We start from the raw sequence: 17,466 nt of genomic DNA, 5'->3' as shown, positions 1-17,466 counted from the left end.
GGAATGGCCATGAAAATCGCATTTATCGGGCTGGGCAACATGGGCGCGCCGATGGCGCGCAACCTGATCAAGGCTGGCCACTCGCTGAACCTGGTCGACCTGAACAAAACCGTGTTGGCGGAGCTGGAGCAACTGGGCGGCACCATTCGCGCTTCGGCGCGTGAGGCGGCTGAGGATGCCGAACTGGTGATCACCATGTTGCCCGCCGCGGTGCATGTGCGCAGCGTCTGGCTGGGTGAAGACGGCGTGCTCGCCAGCATCGGCAAAGGCGTGCCGGCGGTGGATTGCAGCACCATCGATCCGCAGACGGCCCGCGATGTCGCGGCCGCAGCGGCCAAGCAAGGCGTGGCCATGGCCGATGCGCCGGTGTCCGGTGGCACCGGCGGCGCGACCGCCGGGACGTTGACCTTCATGGTCGGCGCCACCCCGGAACTGTTCGCGACCCTGCAACCCGTGCTGGCGCAGATGGGCCGCAACATCGTGCATTGCGGTGAAGTCGGTACCGGGCAGATTGCGAAGATCTGCAACAACCTGCTGCTGGCGATCTCGATGGTCGGCGTCAGCGAAGCGATGGCGCTGGGCGATGCATTGGGTATCGACACGTCGGTGTTGGCCGGGATCATCAACAGTTCGACCGGACGTTGCTGGAGTTCGGAGATGTACAACCCGTGGCCGGGCATCGTCGAAACAGCGCCGGCCTCGCGCGGTTATACCGGTGGTTTCGGTGCCGAGTTGATGCTCAAGGATCTCGGGCTGGCAACGGAAGCGGCACGTCAGGCACACCAACCGGTGGTGCTCGGCGCGGTGGCGCAGCAGTTGTATCAGGCGATGAGTCAGCGCGGGGACGGCGGGAAAGACTTCTCGGCGATCATCAACAGCTATCGCAAGCCTGCAATAGACGGACAGCGCTGAACAAACTGTGGGAGCTAGCCTGCTAGCGATGACGGCGGTCGCTTCAATAAGGAAGTGACTGACCGTGCGCTTTCGCGAGCAGGCTCGCTCCCACAGGGGATTTTGGGTATCCGATATTGATTGCCGGGAAATCACGTCGGGTGATTTCCCGGCTTTTTTGCATCAGGCGAACACGAAATATTTGCGCACGGTCTCGACCACTTCCCACGTGCCTTTCATGCCCGGCTCAACCACGAAAATATCGCCGGCACGCAGGTGAATCGGCGCCATGCCGTCCGGGGTAATGACGCAGTAGCCCTCCTGGAAATGGCAGTACTCCCACTTCACATAATCGACGCGCCACTTGCCCGGCGTGCAGATCCACGTGCCCATGATCTTGCTGCCGTCTTCGCTGGTGTAGGCATTGAGGTTGACGGTGTGCGGGTCGCCTTCGAGTTTTTCCCATTTGCAGGCATCGAGTACCGGCAGCGGATGGGTGTCGCGCAGAACAGTGATAGGGGCGGTCGCGGTCATGAGGACTCCGGGCAGTGGACTTCAGGAATGAAGTGGCACCCTATAGCGCCCGCTCGGTGCTCAGTTGTCTGGGGTCGACATCAAGCTGCTCAGAAACGCGCGCAGGCTTAGAGTTTTTCCAGCGGGCATTCGGCTCGGGCTTGTTCAAGACTGGATTCGAACACCTCCAGTTGCGCGAATTGCCGAGTGAGTTCAGCCAGGGTGTTGCTGATTTCACGTTTCTTCGCCTCAATAGCCTGCTGCGCCCGCGCCCAAGGCATCGCTTCGCCGTGGTGGTCTGCGAAAATCACCTGCAACTCCTTCAGGCGAAAACCCATGTCTTTGGCGCATTTGATGAAGATCAGCAGTTCGACGCTCTGCTGATCGTAGAGACGATAACTGCCCTGGCGTCGGGGCGTGGGCAGCAGGCCGATCGACTCGTAATGACGGATGCTTTTGATCGTGGTGCCGGAGCGTTGTGCGGCTTGGCCGATGTACATAAAAGTCCTTTTTTGATGTGAAACAGCGCGCTGCATTATCAGCAGAGTCAGTGAGCGGCGATAGCCTGCGCCTGCCGCAACCAGGTTTTTCGCTGCGGCTCACTTGAGCCGAGTACCGGGCCAAACGTCAGCGTGCGTAACGGTTTGATCCCGCAGAATTCGAGGGTGGTCTTGCGCACCTGATGCAGGCCGGGCATGTGATAAAACCAGCGGTAGTACCAGGGCGGCGTGTCCATGGTCACCAATAAATGTGCGGTGCGACCCTTCAGCAGCTTATCGGGGAAGGCTTTGCCTTTACGGTATTTGAAGGCGAAACCGGGCAGGAACACCCGGTCAAAAAAGCCCTTGAGCAACGCCGGAATGCCACCCCACCAGATCGGGTAAACCAGCGTCAGGTGTTCGGCCCAAAGGATGTCGGACTGCGCCGCGCTCAAGGCCTCTTCCAGCACCTGGATCTGTTGATAACCTTCGCGTAGCACCGGGTCAAAATCCAGTTCGCCGAGGCGTAACTGGCGAACTTCGTGGCCGGCGTCGATCGCTGACTGGATGTAACGCTCGGCCAGTGCGGCGCAGAAACTCGTGCCGGATGGATGACCGAGAATCAGCAGAATTCGTTTACCCATCGTCGTTGTCCATGCTGAAAAAAAGCCAAGGATGAAGTCTGCCCCTTAGGGGAGAGTCAAGGCGTGCAGCAGGGCTTTGGCGTAACCCGGCAGGGCGGTGAAATCCTTGGCACACAGCATCAAGGTTCGACGGGCCCAGGGCTCATTCAATGTCATGCTGTTGAATGGGCGTTGCGCCGCGCGTTCGACGGCGGCCAGCGGCACGATGGCCAGCCCGGCGCCACGGCCGACCATGCGCATTACCCCGTCGAAACCGTCGGCGCGGATACGCACCTGCATGCGTGCCCCGCCGTGCAGGGCTTGTTCTTCCAGGTAAATCGCCAGGGCGCTGTCGGCGCTGAGTCCTACAAAGTCATGCTGCAAAGCGTCGCTGAAAGTGACCTCAGTGGCGGTAGACAATGGGTGGTCGAGAGGCAGAATCAGTACCAGCGGATCGTCGCGAAATGGCTGGGTCTGCAGGTCGCTGGTGTCCACCGCGTCGGACACAATCCCTAAATCCGCCGCGCCTTGGCGCAAGGCATGAGTGATGCGCGCGCTGGGCAGTTCCTGCAAGTCGATGTCGAGATTTGGGTGATCGCGCAGGAAGTCCGCCAATACTTCCGGCAGGTATTCGGTGATCGCGGTGGTGTTGCACAGCAAGCGCACCTGACCTTTGACGCCTTGGGCATAGTCGGCCAGATCCTGCTGCATGCGTTCGGCCTGCTGCAGGAGGATGCGCGCGTGTTGGGCCAGCGCTTTACCGGCCGGCGTCGGCGTGACGCCACGGCGGCCGCGTTCGAGAAACCCGGTGCCCAGCGACGCTTCCATCGCACGGATTCTGGCGCTGGCGGCGGCCAGGGATAAATGACTGCGGGCGGCGCCGGCGGTGATGTTGCCGGTGTCGAGGATGTGCAGGTAGAGGCGCAGGTCGGTGAGGTCGAAGTGCATGGTGGGCAGCCTCTGGTTTTTGTTGTGTTCGGGCTGGCCCCTTCGCGAGCAAGCTCGCTCCCACATAGGATGTGTGTCGTACACAACTCCCCTGTGGGAGCGAGCTTGCTCGCGAAGAGGCCGGAAGCCTCAAAGAGAATATCAGCCTCTTGTCTGGTGAGAGGCAGCCTCAGTATATGGCAGATTTTCAGCCAGCCTCGACTGGCGCACAGTAGCGCCATGAACACTCTCACAGATTTTTACCAACACCTCGGCCTGGCCTTGTCTCTGCTGGTCATCATGACCTTCATGCTCGCCGGTCTGATCAAAGGCGTCATCGGCCTAGGCCTGCCCACCGTCGCCATGGGTTTGCTCGGTCTGGCTATGGCGCCATCGCAGGCTGCGGCGTTGCTGATCATCCCGGCAACACTGACCAACGTCTGGCAACTGGCTTTCGGCGGTCATTTGCGAGGGCTGATCAAACGCTTGTGGCCGATGCTGCTGATGATATTCCTCGGCACCGGCGTCGGTACGGTGTCGATCGGCATGGCGGGCGGGCATTGGGTGGTGCGTGGACTGGGCGCGGCGCTGTTGCTTTACGCCTTGAGCGGACTGTTGCTGCCAACGCTGCACGTCAAGCCGCGCCATGAAACCTGGCTTGGCCCCGTGTGCGGTTTGATCACCGGCATCATCACCTCAGCAACCGGTGTCTTCGTGATTCCGGCGGTGCCGTACCTGCAAGCGCTGGGCTTGAATCGCGATCAACTGGTTCAGGCCCTCGGCCTGTCATTCACCGTTTCGACATTGGCACTGGCCGCTGGATTGCTCTGGCGTGGTGCGCTCGGTGGCGGTGAACTCAGCGCTTCACTGTTGGCGCTGCTGCCGGCGGTGCTTGGCATGTTGCTCGGCCAGTGGCTGCGCCAGCGCATCAGCGCCGTGCTGTTCAAGCGCGTGTTCTTTATCGGTCTGGGCGCGCTCGGCGCCCATTTGTTGATCAGCGGTTAGCCGAGGCTTCACTGAGCATGTCGATCTGGCGGATATCAAAATCGCGCTGCAGATAATCCATGCGCCGCTCAAAGAATGCCTTCATGTGCGGCAGGTTCGAATGCACGTCGAGATGCGCCTGGGAGGCCCAGATCTCGTAGAAGATAAACAGCGTCGGATCTTCCTTGTCGCGCAGCATGTGGTATTCGATGCAACCCGGCTCGGCGCGACTCGGCTCAACGTAAGCGCGAAACAGTGCCTCGAAAGCCTCGGCTTTTTCCGGGCGGGTCTTGGCGTGCAGGATAAAACCCAAGCGTTCACTCATCGCAAAAAACTCCTCAAATACAGATGGCTGCGAATCCTATTGCAACAATCGGCGTTTGATTCGTGCTTTTCAGTCAAATGTATTTTGCGTAATCACGGCTTATTCCGCGCGAGGCGGATCGTTAATCTGCCGCCATTCCATTTTCCCTTCTCCATCCAGCCCAGTGGCTGCGCCGAGGCTTTCTCATGAAAAAAGTGCTGTTGCTCAATGGCGGTAAAAAATTCGCCCACTCCGATGGTCGCTACAACACTACCCTGCATGAAGCGGCGCTGAGCGTGCTGGATCGTGGCGGTGTCGACGTGAAAACCACCATCATCGACGAGGGTTACGACGTGGCTGAAGAAGTGGCCAAATTCCTCTGGGCCGACGTGATCATTTATCAGATGCCGGGCTGGTGGATGGGCGCACCGTGGACGGTGAAGAAGTACCTCGACGAGGTATTCACCGAAGGCCACGGCAGCCTCTACGCCAGCGATGGCCGCACCCGTTCCGACGCCTCGCAAAAGTACGGCAGCGGCGGTTTGATTCAGGGTAAGCAGTACATGCTGTCGCTGACCTGGAATGCACCGCAGCAAGCGTTCGATGACCCGACGGATTTCTTCGAGGCCAAAGGTGTGGACGCGGTGTACTTCCCGTTTCACAAGGCCAACGAGTTTCTCGGCATGACCGGATTGCCGACGTTCCTTTGTGTGGACGTGATGAAGCGGCCGAATATCGAGGCTGATGTGGCGCGTTATGAGCAGCATCTGACTGAGGTGTTTGGCCTCAAGGCTTGAGCAATTCAAGCTACTATCGAATAGCTTGGCCAAACCCTGTGGCGAGGGAGCAAGCTCCCTCGCCACAATGAATATGCATTCGATTAGAGAATTTCCGTGAAAGCCAGATCCGATGAGTTGCAGATTTTCGTCTGCGTGATCGAATGCGGTTCGATTTCCGCTGCCGCCGAACAGGTCGGGCAGACACCATCGGCGGTCAGTCGCACGTTGTCGCGGCTGGAAGCCAAGCTCGACACCACGCTGATCAACCGCACCACGCGGCGCATGGATCTGACCGAGGAGGGCAAGTATTTCTTCGAGCAGGCCAAGCTGATTCTCGACCAGATGGATCAACTGGAAGAACGCCTGTCTTCACGTCAGCAAACCCCGTCCGGACGTTTGCGGATCAACGCCGCCTCGCCATTCATGCTCCACGCGGTCGTCCCCTACATCGATGAATTCCGCCGGCTCTACCCGGACATTCAGCTCGAACTCAACAGCAATGACCTGATTATTGACCTGCTGGAACAAAGCACCGACGTCGCCATCCGCATCGGCACCCTCGCCGATTCAACGCTGCACGCGCGCTCGCTCGGTTGCAGTCCGCTGCTGATCGTCGCCAGCCCGGCCTATCTGGAAAAGCACGGTGCGCCGCAGCAAGTGGCGGACTTGAGCGAACACACCTTGCTCGGCTTCACTCAGAACGAAGGTCTCAATCAATGGCCGCTGCGCTATGTGCACGGTGACCGTTGGCCGATCACTCCGGCGATCAGCGCCTCCAGCGGCGAGACCGTGCGCCATTTGGCGCTGGAAGGGCAGGGCATCGCGTGTTTGTCGCACTTCATGACCATCGATGACATCCGTGCCGGGCGCTTGAAAGTCCTGCTCGGCGAATTCAACAGCGGTTATCGCCAGCCGATCAACGCCGTGTACTACCGTAACTCGCAACTGGCGTTGCGCATTCAGTGCTTCCTCGACTTTATCCAGAGCAAGCTTGCCGCTTACGCCAGCGCCGATTTCAAGGGCTGATTCGTGACCTCTGCGCAAGAGTGAATTGGCCGAGAGCGGGTTTTTCCCTCTGGGCGACGGGCCGATACTCGTCCCATCACTTACTCACGCAGGGAGTTACTCCATGAACGTATTCATCACCGGCGCTGCCGGTTTTATCGGCGGCTCGATCGCTACCGGTCTGGTTCAGGCCGGTCACACCGTCACCGGTCTGGTGCGCAGCGCCGAACAGGCTGCTGAGCTCAAGGCACTCGGCATGACCGCGGTCATAGGCACTCTCGACGACAAAACCCTGCTCGCCGAACAAGCCAGCGCTGCCGACGCGGTGATCAACGCGGCCAGCAGCGACCATCGCGGCGCGGTCGAAGCGTTGCTCGATGCCTTGCGCGGTTCCAACAAAGTCTTCCTGCACACCAGCGGTTCGAGCATCGTTGGCGATGCGTCGGGCGGTAAATCCAGCGACATCATTTACTACGAAGACAACTTGCCAGAGCCGACCGTCGACAAAGCTGCGCGTGTGGCCATCGATAATCTGATCCTCGCCGCCGCGAAGGACGGCGTGAACTCCGCCGTCATCTGTAACACGCTGATCTACGGCCATAGCCTCGGCGTCAATCGCGACAGCGTGCAATTGCCGCGACTGCTCAAGCAGGCGCGCAAAAGCGGCGTAGTGCGCCACGTCGGTACCGGCCAGAACATCTGGTCCAACGTGCACATCGAAGACGTCGTCGCCCTGTACTTGCTGGCGCTGACCAAGAACGTACCGGGTACTTTCTATTTCGTCGAAAGCGGCGAAGCCTCGTTCATCGACATGACCACCGCCATGGCCCAAGCCCTGAACCTGGGCCAACCGCAAGACTGGCCGTTAAAAGACGCCGAAGCCGAATGGGGTTATGAAATGGCCAACTACGGCCTCGGCTCGAACAGCCGCGTACGTGGCAAACACGCTCGCGAACTGCTCGGCTGGGCACCAAAACGCACGTCGGTGGCTGAATGGATTCGTAACGAAATGGTGTGAGTTCACCCCTTCCGAGTGATCACCCCCGAAACCTGTGAGAGCTGGCTTGCCAGCGATAGCGGTCAACCATTCAACGCGCATGTTGAATGAAAAAACCGCTTCGCCAGCACCCTCGCTTCCACAGGTTTTTTCACGTCCACCGCTGTCCCGGAAAACCATGGCACGGCGGATGGCATTTAATTTTTAGGTCAACCTGAACCGTTTTAGCCGGAAATTTCCTATTAGGCTGTCATCCGGCTAAACCGCTCGGCGCCCGTCGCGGTGCCCTCTGGATAGCCACATCAACTGGCTGCAACGGCATGAAGCCGGTTCTGCAGCTCAATGCTTGTGGAGTTTTTATGCAAAAGGATTTTGCGATGACAGCACGCTGCTGATGCCTTTTCGTCAAGGTGTTTCCCGGGCGGACAGACTCACTTCGCCTTCTCGCGGTTAATGGCTGTCGGCTATGGCTGCCGCACCTCCTTCAAACATTCCCGCCTGCACATCGCGTGTTCAGGGCGCGGGTAACGTCATCACTGAAATTGGCAAAAACAAGGAATAGTTATGATCATTTTGGGTGTTACCAACAACGATTTATCGGGAGCTTGCCTGGTGCGCGACGGCCTGATTCTTTCAGCGGTCAGCGAGGAACGCTTCACTCGCATCAAGGACCACAAGATCTGGCCCGCGCAGTCCATTGAATTCGTCTTGAGCCAGGCGGGTTTGTCTCTGGAAGATGTCGACTATGTCGCCTATGGATGGAACGCCGGATTCAGTGCCGACAAACACCTTGAGCTGTACTTTGATCGCATCGTTGAAGAGGTCAGGACTAACCCGCAGGGCCTGATGCAATTCCGCCAGCGGGTCACCGATGAGGTCAGCAACGATAAAGAGAAACGCGCCGAATTTGACCAGTTCATTGTCGCCAATGGCCTGCTGGGCAAGGCGTACTACATCGATCACCATGAATGTCATGCCCTCGGTGCCTTCGTCTGTTCGCCGTTTGATGAAGCGCTGACGTTGACCTGTGACGGGCGCGGCGACTTCCAGTCCCTGACCGTGACTTGGTACAGCCCGACTGAAACCAGCGTATTGCAACGCGAGACCAGCATCGACAGCCTGGGCTATTTTTACGGGCGGATTACCCATTTGCTCGGTTACAAACCGAACCGCCATGAAGGCAAGGTCACCGGCCTCGCAGCCTTCGGCGACCCGCAAAAACTGCTGGGAGTGATGCAGCAGATGATCCGTTTCGAGGACGGGCGCATCAAAGCGTATTGCGGCGATCTGTTCCTGCCGTCCTACAACAACTATAGCGATCCGCTGCAAGCGCTGTTTGCTCAGGAAACACCCGAGGACATCGCGGCCGCCGTACAACGGCATAGCGAAGACCTGCTGGTCGCCGTGGTCACCCATCATCTGGAACAACGCGGCAGCAGCAACCTGTGTCTGGCCGGCGGCGTGTTCGGCAACGTGAAACTCAATCAGCGCCTGCGCGAGATTGCCAACGTCAAGAATGTCTACGTGTTGCCGTGCATGGGCGATGGAGGCCTGGCATTGGCGGCAGCGGTCGGCGCCGCTTATTTACAAAACGGCACGCGCTTCAAGACCCCGACCATGGCGCTCGGGCCGGAGTCACGCAGCGTTTCGCAGAACATCAATCTGATCCATCGCGACTACCCGGAACTGGGTTACCACACGCCTGCCAACCTCATCGAGGTGCTCACCGAGGCGCTGCTGGAAAATCAGGTGCTGGGCATGTTCAAAGGCAAGATGGAATTCGGCCCGCGCTCGCTGTGCAATCGCAGCATCGTCTATCACGCCCAGGACGCCGAGGTTAACGACTGGCTCAACAAACGCATGCACCGCACCGAGTTCATGCCCTTCGGGCCGGTCACCGCGATTGAACAGGCCGCCGCCTGCTACGTCGGTTGGGATGAGGAACAAGTGGCGGCAGACACCATGACCATGACCTACGATTGTCACCCGGCGTTCATCGAGGCGAGCCCGGCGGTGGTGCATATCGATGGCACTGCGCGGCCGCAGATCATTCGTCCGCAAGCCGATCCGTTCATGCACCGCTTGCTGAATGCCTGGCACGACAAGACTGGTCAGGCGGCGTTGATCAATACCTCGTTCAACCGTCACGAAGAGCCGATCGTGTGTTCTTCTCAGGATGCTCTGGATGCGTTGAAAGAAGGCATGGTCGATCTGGTGGTCATGAGCGAATCGCTGATCGTCTGGCGCAAGGGTAAAAACAGCTTCACCCAAACACGCTTCGAGTAATGAAGTGATGTGGACAGGGCTCCGGCGGAGCCCTGTTTTGGCGGATCGAGCATATGGATGTCGAATGTATCTAATCTTCTTCGGATTCTTTGCGGCAGAAGGGATCATCTATCCGTTCTGGCCCACCTGGCTTGATTCACTGGGCATGAGCGCCAGTCAGATCGGCCTGCTGATTGCAGCGGCTTACTGGCCCCAGGTATTCAGCGGAGTGTTTATCACCTACGTGGCCGACTGGCGCGTAGACCAATTGCGTCTGGCTGCATTTCTCGGGTTCTCGGCGGCGCTGTGCACCGCGCTGTTTTATTTCATACCGGTGCATTTGTGGCTGTTTGTCGGGCTGAGCATTCTGTTTGGCGGGCTGTGGATGGTGGTGTTGCCCTTGTCCGAGGCCTATCTGCTCAAGCGCGATAAACAGGCGCTGCAGAACTATGGCTGGGTGCGGGCGGTGGGGTCTTCCGCGTTTATTCTGACCTCGACCCTGGGCGGTTTTCTGTTCGCGCAGTACAGCCAGTCGTGGGTGCCGATCGTGGTTGCCGCGTGCATGTTGTTCACCGCAATAGCCTGTCTGCGCTTGAAACGCCAGGTCTCGCGTACGCAGCCGGAACCGCTCAGGCGCGCAATAAAACGGCCGGACTGGAAGGCATTGCTGGCGCAAAAAAGCCTGTTGATCGCGATTGCCGCGGCCAGTTTCATTCAACTGAGTCACACCCTGTATTTCTCTACGGCGTCGATCGGCTGGGGCGTGAAAGGCTACTCTTCGTCGGCCATCGGCATGTTCTGGTCGGTGGCGGTCATTGCCGAAATCACTTACTTCGCCCTGTCCAACAAAGTCCTGTCGTGGTGCTCGCCGTTATCCATCGTGATGTTTTCCAGTGTCTGCGCCGCAGCGCGCTGGGCGCTGTTTTCCAATAGCGATGCACTGGTGCTGATCGTGCTCGGGCAGTGCCTGCATGCGCTGAGTTTTGCCGCGTATCACGCGGCGATCATGCGCTTTATTCGCGATCACGCACCGCAGGATATTCAGGTCTTTACGCAAGGGGTTTATTACTCCCTGGCAGTGGCCTTGCCCATGGGGCTGGCGACGCCGTTCGCCGGGTATTTGTATGAAACGCAACCGCAATGGTCCTATTACGTGATGGCGCTGTTCGCCTTGGTGGGCACAGTGCTGGCATTTCTCGCTCATCTGAAAATGCGAAGTTCAACTCATGACACAACGAACCTTTACCGCCGTCTGCTTTGATATGGACGGCGTGCTGATCCAGTCTCGCGAAGTCATCGAATCGGCCTGGACCACCGTTGCGCGCAAGTACGGTGTTGAAGTCGATCAGGCGTTTATCCACGAGCACATTCACGGGCGCCCGGGCGGCTACACGCTACAGGCATTGTTCGGGCAGTTTGATGAACGGGAGCGGGTGGCGATCAAGCAACAGGTCGATGCCCTTGAAGAGCTTTCCGACTGTTCGCTGGTGCCGGGCGTCGCGGCGTTTATCACGCTGCTCAAGGATTGCGCGGTGCCCATGGCCCTGGTCACCAGCAGCTGGCGCGCACGTGTCGAGCATGTTCTGCAGCAACACAATCTGACGTCGGTGTTTGACAGCATCATTTGCCGAGACAACGTGCGCCTTGGCAAACCGGCCCCCGATCCCTATCGCCTGGCGGCGGCTCGAATGGCGCGTCAGAGCGATGAATGTCTGGTCTTCGAGGACTCAGTCAGCGGCGTGCAGTCGGCGATCAGCAGCGGCGCCTTGTGTATCGGCATTGGCGATGATCCGACCCTGACCGGGCACGGTGCGCTGTGTGCGTATGCGGATTTCACTGCGCTGGCGGTTTCCCGGACAGAGCAGGGGCCACTCGCTTACAGCGAGGGCGGCCTGCGCATCAGTGCACCCGTTGCGCAGAGGTTCGCCCGGCCATGACCCAGACCCTGCAACACGCCCGCGTTCTGTGGGATTTTCTTGGCGCCGGGCGCACGCACAACAGGTGTGAACTGATTGTGGTCTGCGGCTCCTACGACCTCAGAGTCTGTGATTACGCCTGCCAATTGCTGAGCAAAGGCGTTGCCGAGCATCTGCTGTTCACCGGCCATACCGGCAACTGGACCAAGCATTTGTGGGACCGCAGCGAAGCCGATATGTTTGCCCAACGGGCCATGGCGCTGGGCGTCAGACCGGATCAATTCACCCTGGAATCGCGCGCCACCAACTTTGCCGAAAACATCGCGTTTGCCAAGGCGTTGTTCCCCAACGTGCGTCGAGCGACCTTTCTGACCAAGCCGAACTCGATCCGACGCGTGGCATTGACCCTGCCCATTCAATGGCCCGAAGTCGAGGCTTGGGTGGATGCGCCGTCGTTCGGTTTTCCTGACGAGATCAGCCATCTGATCGGGGTCTTGGGGGTGATCGACGAAATGGTCGGCGATCTACACCGGATCATGGTTTACCCTTCGCTGGGTTTTCAGGCCCCGCAAGTGATTCCTGAAGCGGTTGAGGTGGCCTGGCGATACCTGATAGAACAAGGTTTCGATCACCATTTGATCAAGGGCAGACATTGACACGAGGCTGCCGCCAGGAGACTGACATGCTGTACGACACGCTGATCCGCAATGCGCTCGTCATTGATGGCAGCAACGTGGCCGGCTACCCCGCTGACGTGGCAATCCGTGAGGGTCGCATCGAGCGCATCGGCGACTTGCGGGATGCTCACGCAACAGAAGAAATCGATGCGGCGGGGCGGGTGCTGGCGCCGGGTTTCATCGACGTGCACACCCACGACGACACCGTGGTCATCCGTCAGCCAGAGATGCTGCCCAAGCTCAGTCAGGGCGTGACCACAGTGATTGTCGGCAACTGCGGGATCAGCGCGTCGCCGGTCAGTCTGAAGGGCAATCCACCGGATCCGATGAACCTGCTCGGCAGCGCGGCAGCGTTCGTTTATCCACGCTTCAGCGATTACCGCGCGGCGGTCGAAGCGGCCAATACAACGCTGAACGTCGCTGCACTGGTCGGTCACACGGCGCTGCGCAGCAATCATCTGGATGACTTGTTTCGTAGCGCCACGCCGGCAGAAATCGCCGCGATGCGCGAGCAATTGCGTGAAAGTCTTGAGGCCGGTGCATTGGGCTTATCCACAGGCCTGGCCTACGCCAGCGCCTTCAGTGCCTCCACCGATGAAGTGATGCAACTGACCGAAGAACTGACGGCTTTTGGTGCGGTGTACACCACGCATTTGCGCAGCGAATTCGCACCGGTGCTGGAAGCGATGGATGAAGCGTTCAGCATCGGCCGTCACTCGCGGTCACCGGTGATCATTTCTCACCTCAAATGTGCCGGCGTGGGTAATTGGGGCCGCAGTCCGCAGTTGCTGGCGGCGCTCGAAGAAGCGGCGACAAACCAGCATGTCGGCTGCGATTGTTACCCGTATGCGGCGAGTTCTTCGACGCTGGACCTCAAGCAAGTCACCGACGCCCACCGCATCACCATCACTTGGTCGACGCCGCATCCGCAAGTCAGTGGTCGCGACCTGATCGACATCGCCGCCGAATGGGACATGCCGCTGCTCGACGCCGCCAAACGCCTGCAACCGGCGGGCGCGGTGTACTACGGCATGGACGAGGCCGATGTCAGACGAATCCTCGCCCACCCGTTGACGATGGTCGGTTCTGATGGACTGCCCGAAGACCCGTTTCCGCATCCGCGTTTGTGGGGCGCTTTCCCACGGGTGTTGGGCCATTTCAGCCGTGACGTCGGCCTGTTTGCGCTGCACACCGCCGTGCACAAGATGACCGGTTTGTCGGCGGCGCGATTCGGCTTGAAGGAACGCGGTGAGATTCGTGAAGGTTATTGGGCGGATCTGGTGTTGTTCGACCCGGCGACAGTGCGTGATGTGGCTGACTTTCACGACCCGCAACGTGCGGCACAGGGCATCGATGGTGTGTGGATCAACGGTGTGTTGAGCTATCGCGACGGGCAGGCAAACGGGCGCAGGGAAGGGCGCTTTCTTGCTCGACAAGGTGATCTGCGCGACAACTTTCACTGAGGTTTCGCGGACTGCGTCACAGTGGTGGCACATTGCAATTAAAGAAAGCCATCAGCAGGCCGAATTGCTGACATCCACCCCGTCTACACTGTGGGGCCAATCAGTCAGGGAGCACCCCATGAGCTTCGGCAAAACCACCCCGATCCTGCGGATCTTCGATGAAGCCAAGGCTGTAGAGTTTTACGTCGACTTTCTCGGTTTCAAGATCGACTGGCAGCACCGCTTCGAGGCGAATTTTCCGTTGTATCTGCAGGTCTCGCGTGGCGAATGTGTGCTGCATTTGTCCGAGCATCATGGCGATGCGTGCCCGGGTTCGGCGCTGCGTATCGAGACGGATGAGCTGGAGGCGTTTCAGCAGCAGTTGGTGGCCAAGGATTACAAGTTCTCGCACCCGGGCATTCAGGCGATGCCGTGGGGGAGTCAGGACATGACCATCGTCGATCCGTTTGGCAATCGGTTGGTGTTTACCAATGCGATCAGCCTCTGAAGCGAAAAGCCCCTCACCCTAGCCCTCTCCCGGAGGGAGAGGGGACTGACCGAGTTGTCTGACGCTAGACATCGACCTGAAAGATCAGCAGCGATTATGGATTCACGGCAGCACTTTCAGGTCGATGTATTTAGCGAACATCCCACGGTTGGCCCCTCACCCTCTCCCAGAGGGAGAGGGGACCGATCCGGGGATGCTTGAGAGATACACCGACCGGAACCTGTTCGGTCGAATCCATAATCGACTCGGTCATTCAGATCGGTGTATAGCGCCAGACAACTCGGTCGGCCCCCTCTCCCTCTGGGAGAGGGCTGGGGTGAGGGGAAAGGATTTCACCCCCGATGCATCTGCCGAAACTCCCCCGGCGGCATCCCGCGACGACTCTTGAAGGTGCGGTGAAACGAGCGTGGTTCGGTAAACCCCAGATACTGCGCAATGTCCTGAATCGGCAGCGTGCTGTTGAGCAAATAATGCTCAGCCAGCTCCTGGCGCAAATCATCGAGAATCTGCTGATACGACGTCCCCGCCTGATGCAGTTGCCGCTGCAACGTTCGCACCGAAACGCTCAACTGCTCGGCGACCTGTTCCTTGCGCGGCAAACCTTCCTTGAGCAACTGCCGCAGAATGTTTTTCACCTGCTGCGCAAGCGATGCATCCTCCAGCGTCGCCATCAATCCCATCGCGTGTTCTTCCAGCGTCCGCAGCAACTGCGCATCCGCCTGACGCAACGGCAACTGCAAATAAGCCAGCGGCACGATCAGCGCCGAATACGGCTGATCAAACAATACCGGGCAATCGAAAAATGCTTCGTACTGCGCCGGGGTGGCCTCATCTGGGCAGGCGTGTTCGAGCCAGACCCCGGCCGGCGACATCTGTGTATCGGCGATCCAGCGCGCGTATTGCAGCCAAGAACCGAGCACGTTTTCCACCAGATGCCGACGAATCCGTGGGCGCTGATAACGGCAGGTCCAGATCAGATGCACATGGCCGTCCTGCACGTCGGCGCGGCTGACGCCCATGTCGCCGACCAGTTTCTCGAACGGCATGATCCGGCTCATCGCATCACCGAGGGTTGCGCAGTTCATGGTGATATAGCCGAGCACGCTCCACGAATTGGGCAGGACGAAATTCGCCGCGTTGAGCCCGAACAGCGGATCGCCCGAGTGTTCGCAAAAATAATCGAGCAAGCGTTCATGCGCCTCACCGGGCAAACGCAGGGTGTTGTCGCTCAACTGCTGCGCCTGCAAACCGGCGGCCGCCAACGCAGGCTCGATGGCCATGCCCAGCTGTTCGGCCTGACGCAGGTACTTGAGCAGGGGCGGAACCGAGGTGAAGCCGAGCGATTGCATGATCCCATTCCTTTTGATCAACGGCGGCGAGGGTGGACGAATAGCCTGAAAGGTAATTTGAAACCCCGACTAAAGTAAATGGCTGACGCTTGCGCGACGTTTGACTCAATTGGCTACACGAACTGGCCGGATGCGACCGTGACACTTTGCGGCCGCTGGCTAGTATGGAGGCCTGAAATATCACTGATCTGACGGCAAGAAGGACACACGCATGCGACGCTGGAACGGCTGGGGAGAGGCAAGCACGGTGGTCGAACTGCCGGCCCAAGGCGCGGAGTTTCTTCATGAGCGCCTGGGCGAGGGGCGCGCGCTGCCCGATGCCACGCTTGAAGCGGCATTGGCCCGTGTGCCGGCCTCGCGATTGCCGGCGCACGCGTTGTACAGCGTCGATACCCATGACCGTTTGCTGCATGCGCGAGGCCAGAGCCTGCCGGACTGGCTGGCGTTGCGCGAAGGTGTTTTGGGCAATTATCCCGATGCGGTGGCTTTCCCCGAGACCGCTGAGCACATCCGCCAATTGCTGGCGCTCGCTCACGAACAGGACCTGTGCCTGATCCCGTATGGCGGTGGCACGTCGGTGGCCGGGCATATCAATCCGCCGGATTCGGCGCGGCCGGTGCTGACGGTTTCGCTGGCGCGGATGAATCGCCTGATTGACCTCGACGAGCAGAGTTTGCTGGCGACCTTCGGCCCCGGTGCGAGCGGGCCGCAGGTGGAAAGTCAGCTCCGCGCGAAAGGCTACACGCTGGGGCATTTCCCGCAGTCGTGGGAGTTGTCGACATTGGGCGGTTGGGTCGCCAGCCGTTCCAGTGGTCAGCAGTCGCTGCGCTATGGCCGCATCGAGCAATTGTTTGCTGGCGGAACCCTGGAAACCTTTGCCGGGCCTTTGGAAATTCCAACGTTTCCGGCCTCAGCGGCAGGCCCGGATCTGCGCGAAGTGGTGCTCGGTTGCGAGGGCCGTTTCGGGATCATTTCCGAGGTCAAAGTGCGGGTCAGCGCATTGCCCGCTCACGAGCTTTTCTACGGCGTGTTTCTGCCCTCTTGGACCAAGGCCCTGCAAGCCATCCGCCAATTAGCCCAGGCGCGCGTACCGCTGTCGATGCTGCGTTTATCCAACGCCGTGGAGACCGAAACACAACTGGCACTGGCCGGTCATCCACAGCAAATCGCCTGGCTGGAAAAGTACCTGAACCTGCGCGGAGCGGGCGCGGGCAAATGCCTGCTGACCTTCGGCGTGACCGGCAATCGTCGTCAAAACGCACTGTCGCTGAAACAGGCACGACAACATCTGAAAGCCTTCGGCGGCGTATTCACCGGCACCTTGCTCGGCAAGAAATGGGCGCAGAACCGCTTCCGCTTCCCCTACCTGCGCGAGAACCTGTGGAATGCCGGTTACGTGGTCGACACCCTCGAAACCGCTACCGACTGGAGCAACGTCGACAACCTGCTCAACCTCATCGAAAACAGCCTGCGCGATGCCTTGGCCGCCGAAGGCGAACGCGTGCATGTGTTCACCCATCTGTCCCACGTCTACGGCGAAGGCTCAAGCATCTACACCACCTACGTGTTTCGCCCAGCAGCGGATTACCCCGCGACGCTGGCACGCTGGAAAGCGCTCAAGCACGCGGCCAGCCAGACCATCGTCGACAACCACGGCACCATCAGTCACCAGCACGGCGTCGGCAAGGATCACGCGCCGTATCTACTGCGCGAGAAGGGCGCACTGGCGATGGATACCTTGCAGGCGCTGAGCAAACACTTCGATCCGGCCGGGCGCCTCAACCCCGGCACGCTGTTGTCGGAATGA

Annotated in this window: 18 protein-coding genes; 12 read left to right on the top strand and 6 right to left on the bottom strand. The window is 59.5% G+C overall.

Going from position 1 to position 17,466, the window contains the following annotated elements:
- Window positions 1–9 precede the first annotated feature (9 nt).
- Window positions 10–912 carry a 3-hydroxyisobutyrate dehydrogenase gene (gene mmsB / locus A8O26_RS20095; protein ID WP_064119518.1) on the top strand — a complete coding sequence of 301 codons (903 nt, stop codon included), beginning with the start codon at window positions 10–12 and terminating at the stop codon, window positions 910–912.
- Window positions 913–1,074: 162 nt separating this feature from the next.
- Here mmsB and A8O26_RS20090 read toward each other — a convergent pair whose 3' ends face one another.
- From A8O26_RS20090 to A8O26_RS20075, 4 genes are all read right to left on the bottom strand, one after another.
- The gene (locus A8O26_RS20090) at window positions 1,075–1,425 is read right to left on the bottom strand and encodes a cupin domain-containing protein (protein ID WP_016770579.1); all 351 of its coding nucleotides are present in this window, start codon (window positions 1,423–1,425) and stop codon (window positions 1,075–1,077) included.
- 107 nt (window positions 1,426–1,532) lie between these two features.
- Complete coding sequence (locus tag A8O26_RS20085; protein ID WP_064119517.1) at window positions 1,533–1,904, bottom strand: MerR family transcriptional regulator; 372 nt, start codon at window positions 1,902–1,904, stop codon at window positions 1,533–1,535.
- 47 nt (window positions 1,905–1,951) lie between these two features.
- Window positions 1,952–2,527: an NAD(P)H-dependent oxidoreductase gene (locus A8O26_RS20080; RefSeq protein WP_064119516.1), complete on the bottom strand. Its 576-nt coding sequence runs from the start codon at window positions 2,525–2,527 to the stop codon at window positions 1,952–1,954.
- A gap of 45 nt (window positions 2,528–2,572) precedes the next feature.
- Window positions 2,573–3,454 carry a LysR family transcriptional regulator gene (locus A8O26_RS20075; protein ID WP_064119515.1) on the bottom strand — a complete coding sequence of 294 codons (882 nt, stop codon included), beginning with the start codon at window positions 3,452–3,454 and terminating at the stop codon, window positions 2,573–2,575.
- A 219-nt stretch (window positions 3,455–3,673) separates the two neighbouring features.
- On the opposite strand from A8O26_RS20075, the gene A8O26_RS20070 reads away from it, so the two are divergent.
- Entirely contained in the window at window positions 3,674–4,438 is a 765-nt protein-coding gene (locus A8O26_RS20070; protein ID WP_064119514.1) for a sulfite exporter TauE/SafE family protein, read from the top strand.
- On the opposite strand, the gene A8O26_RS20065 is transcribed toward A8O26_RS20070, so the two are convergent.
- Window positions 4,428–4,742: a putative quinol monooxygenase gene (locus tag A8O26_RS20065; protein ID WP_064119513.1), complete on the bottom strand. Its 315-nt coding sequence runs from the start codon at window positions 4,740–4,742 to the stop codon at window positions 4,428–4,430. The two genes, A8O26_RS20070 and A8O26_RS20065, sit on opposite strands and share 11 nt — an antisense overlap.
- Window positions 4,743–4,927: 185 nt before the next feature.
- Here A8O26_RS20065 and A8O26_RS20060 point away from each other — a divergent pair, with 185 nt between their 5' ends.
- The 9 genes from A8O26_RS20060 to A8O26_RS20020 all read left to right on the top strand — a co-directional run bounded on the left by A8O26_RS20060 (window position 4,928) and on the right by A8O26_RS20020 (window position 14,310).
- Window positions 4,928–5,518 (top strand): NAD(P)H-dependent oxidoreductase, encoded by a 591-nt coding sequence (locus tag A8O26_RS20060; RefSeq protein WP_064119512.1) that lies wholly within the window; start codon window positions 4,928–4,930, stop codon window positions 5,516–5,518.
- A 96-nt stretch (window positions 5,519–5,614) separates the two neighbouring features.
- Window positions 5,615–6,526, top strand: a complete 912-nt coding sequence (locus A8O26_RS20055; protein WP_064119511.1) for a LysR family transcriptional regulator — start codon at window positions 5,615–5,617, stop codon at window positions 6,524–6,526.
- Between the two features lie 103 nt (window positions 6,527–6,629).
- Window positions 6,630–7,523, top strand: coding sequence for an NAD-dependent epimerase/dehydratase family protein (locus tag A8O26_RS20050; RefSeq protein WP_064119510.1), 894 nt, complete (start codon window positions 6,630–6,632; stop codon window positions 7,521–7,523).
- 543 nt (window positions 7,524–8,066) lie between these two features.
- Window positions 8,067–9,788, top strand: a complete 1,722-nt coding sequence (locus A8O26_RS20045; RefSeq protein WP_064119509.1) for a carbamoyltransferase family protein — start codon at window positions 8,067–8,069, stop codon at window positions 9,786–9,788.
- A gap of 64 nt (window positions 9,789–9,852) precedes the next feature.
- Complete coding sequence (locus tag A8O26_RS20040) at window positions 9,853–11,028, top strand: MFS transporter (RefSeq protein WP_064119508.1); 1,176 nt, start codon at window positions 9,853–9,855, stop codon at window positions 11,026–11,028.
- Window positions 10,994–11,704, top strand: a complete 711-nt coding sequence (locus A8O26_RS20035) for an HAD family hydrolase (RefSeq protein ID WP_081265225.1) — start codon at window positions 10,994–10,996, stop codon at window positions 11,702–11,704. The genes A8O26_RS20040 and A8O26_RS20035 overlap by 35 nt, the downstream gene beginning before the upstream one ends.
- Window positions 11,701–12,339, top strand: coding sequence for a YdcF family protein (locus A8O26_RS20030; RefSeq protein WP_064119506.1), 639 nt, complete (start codon window positions 11,701–11,703; stop codon window positions 12,337–12,339). The genes A8O26_RS20035 and A8O26_RS20030 overlap by 4 nt, the downstream gene beginning before the upstream one ends.
- A 26-nt stretch (window positions 12,340–12,365) precedes the next feature.
- Entirely contained in the window at window positions 12,366–13,823 is a 1,458-nt protein-coding gene (locus tag A8O26_RS20025) for an N-acyl-D-amino-acid deacylase family protein (RefSeq protein ID WP_064119505.1), read from the top strand.
- A gap of 118 nt (window positions 13,824–13,941) precedes the next feature.
- Window positions 13,942–14,310, top strand: coding sequence for a glyoxalase superfamily protein (locus tag A8O26_RS20020; RefSeq protein ID WP_034154383.1), 369 nt, complete (start codon window positions 13,942–13,944; stop codon window positions 14,308–14,310).
- A 332-nt stretch (window positions 14,311–14,642) separates the two neighbouring features.
- On the opposite strand, the gene gliR is transcribed toward A8O26_RS20020, so the two are convergent.
- On the bottom strand, window positions 14,643–15,659 hold the full coding sequence (gliR, locus tag A8O26_RS20015) for an AraC family transcriptional regulator GliR (RefSeq protein ID WP_064119504.1): 1,017 nt from the start codon (window positions 15,657–15,659) through the stop codon (window positions 14,643–14,645).
- A 211-nt stretch (window positions 15,660–15,870) separates the two neighbouring features.
- Between gliR and A8O26_RS20010 the strand changes: the two genes are divergently transcribed.
- Window positions 15,871–17,466: an FAD-binding oxidoreductase gene (locus A8O26_RS20010; RefSeq protein ID WP_064119503.1), complete on the top strand. Its 1,596-nt coding sequence runs from the start codon at window positions 15,871–15,873 to the stop codon at window positions 17,464–17,466.

The organism is Pseudomonas fluorescens (genome assembly GCF_001648775.1).
Taxonomy (GTDB): domain Bacteria; phylum Pseudomonadota; class Gammaproteobacteria; order Pseudomonadales; family Pseudomonadaceae; genus Aquipseudomonas; species Aquipseudomonas fluorescens_M.
Note: the sequence above shows the minus strand (reverse complement) of the source record. Positions and strands in the feature narration are given on the sequence as shown.